This window comes from Moorena sp. SIO2C4 (genome assembly GCF_010672485.1).
Classification (GTDB): Bacteria; Cyanobacteriota; Cyanobacteriia; order Cyanobacteriales; family Coleofasciculaceae; genus Moorena; species Moorena producens.
Genome location: NZ_JAAHGN010001369.1, coordinates 1 through 1,627, shown reverse-complemented (window position 1 = coordinate 1,627; position 1,627 = coordinate 1). Strand labels below are relative to the sequence as shown.

The 1,627-nt window shown below is 41.7% G+C and carries 1 protein-coding gene and 2 pseudogenes; 2 read left to right on the top strand and 1 reads right to left on the bottom strand.

Annotated elements, in window-relative coordinates; translation table 11 throughout:
* Positions 1-155, bottom strand: a pseudogene (locus tag F6K20_RS37685) (IS630 family transposase); the annotation flags it as partial.
* On the opposite strand from F6K20_RS37685, the pseudogene F6K20_RS40370 reads away from it, so the two are divergent.
* Both F6K20_RS40370 and F6K20_RS37675 read left to right on the top strand, forming a co-directional pair.
* Positions 154-390 (top strand): annotated as a pseudogene (locus tag F6K20_RS40370) (calcium-binding protein); the annotation flags it as partial. The pseudogenes F6K20_RS37685 and F6K20_RS40370 sit on opposite strands and share 2 nt — an antisense overlap.
* 54 nt (positions 391-444) lie before the next feature.
* A complete protein-coding gene (locus F6K20_RS37675) occupies positions 445-1,233 on the top strand; it encodes a calcium-binding protein (RefSeq protein ID WP_081473241.1) in 789 nt (262 codons plus the stop codon).
* Positions 1,234-1,627 lie beyond the last annotated feature (394 nt).

Here is a 1,627-nt window from a genome sequence, read left to right as displayed (position 1 = left end):
CAACCCAAAACTTCAGCAATTTCTAACTGTGTTTTTCCACTATTCAACAACAGCAAAATTAAAATACGTTCTCTAATATTTCCATTTTCTTCTATTTTTAAGGCTTTTTGAAGTATTGTTTTTTGCTCTTGTGTCAGATAATTTTTTGCTGGCATATTTCCTATTATTGGGTTATTTATTAATTTTTATTATACCAATTTAAATGCCGAACAGCTTAGTGTAATTCTCATAGGTGATAGTGGCAACGATACTCTCAGCGGTGGCTCACAGGATGATACCCTCAAAGGTAGAGCTGGGGATGATATTCTCAATGGTCGAGGGGGTAATGACCGTCTTGAAGGGGAGGAGGATTCAGATGTTCTCAACGGTGGAGAGGGTAATGATACTCTGATTGGTGGCTCAGGGAATGATGTCCTTACTGGTGGACCGGGTCCTAGCTTTGGCTTGAGTTTGTTTGAGGTTAAACAGACATCTGATCATGATTTCCTCGACGGTGGCACAGGAAATGACACTCTCAACGGAGCAGATGGTAATGATACCCTAAAAGGCGGAGCTGGTGATGATTCCCTTTTAGGTGATGTTCGTAGACGTTTGACTGGAATTCCCATCAACTATAATCCAGGTCGTGACATCCTGGATGGTGGAGACGGAAATGATGTGCTCGAAGGTGGGGGTAGCAGTGATACTCTCATTGGTGGCACTGGCAATGATACCCTGATTGGTGATGGTGATGATCAAAATGTCTTTGGTGGTGGGAATGATTATCTAATTGGTGGCAATGGTGATGATTCTCTAGTAGGTGGCAACGGAAGCGATACCCTGACTGGTGGTCACGGATCTGATATCTTTAAGTTCACATTTACAAATCGTCCATTACCAATCTTCCCGCCTTCAATGCCTCCATCACAACCGCTACAATTTTCAAGGGGAATCAACATAACTGATAGTTTCCTATTGCCGAGGAACGATGACTCGGAAGTGCCACGACCTGAAAGCGGAATTGACAGGATTACAGATTTCAATGTCCAACAGGGAGATAGGATTGAAATTGTTAGTTTTGGGGAACTTGATATTGATCAAATCTCCTACAATAAAACTACAGGTGCTCTGTCTTTTGAAGAGCAACAATTTGCTCAACTACAAGCAGGTCTTGATTTCAGTCCAGAGCAGCATATTGATTTACAAGTCTTCCCTCCTCGTTCCTTTGTTACCGCTCCTCCTAGTGCGTTTTAGGCCAATTTAGTAATTGGTAATCGGTAATTGGTAATTGGATTAGGATTACCGATTACTAAAATCTTGATTGAATTTTGCCGAGGTCACTAGTTGTTAAGGTTTGGTTAAAATAGGGAATCATATCATAGTTTTGAACTATTTTGGATAAGTCTTCCAACTTCAAAATTATGGGATTCGATATAATGGGATGCTATGAAAGAGCCGCTACGCGAACGCATTCCCTAGGAACCCCCCCAATCTCCCCACACTTCCCACTCTCCCTCTAATAGGTTATCGAAGATAGTAAGATATCGACTAATCTTCGAGCCACGATCAACCGATATCCAGCCAATGCACATTATGGGCAATTTTTTCTTGCGCTTACCCTGGACATGATATGATTTGACATCATAGT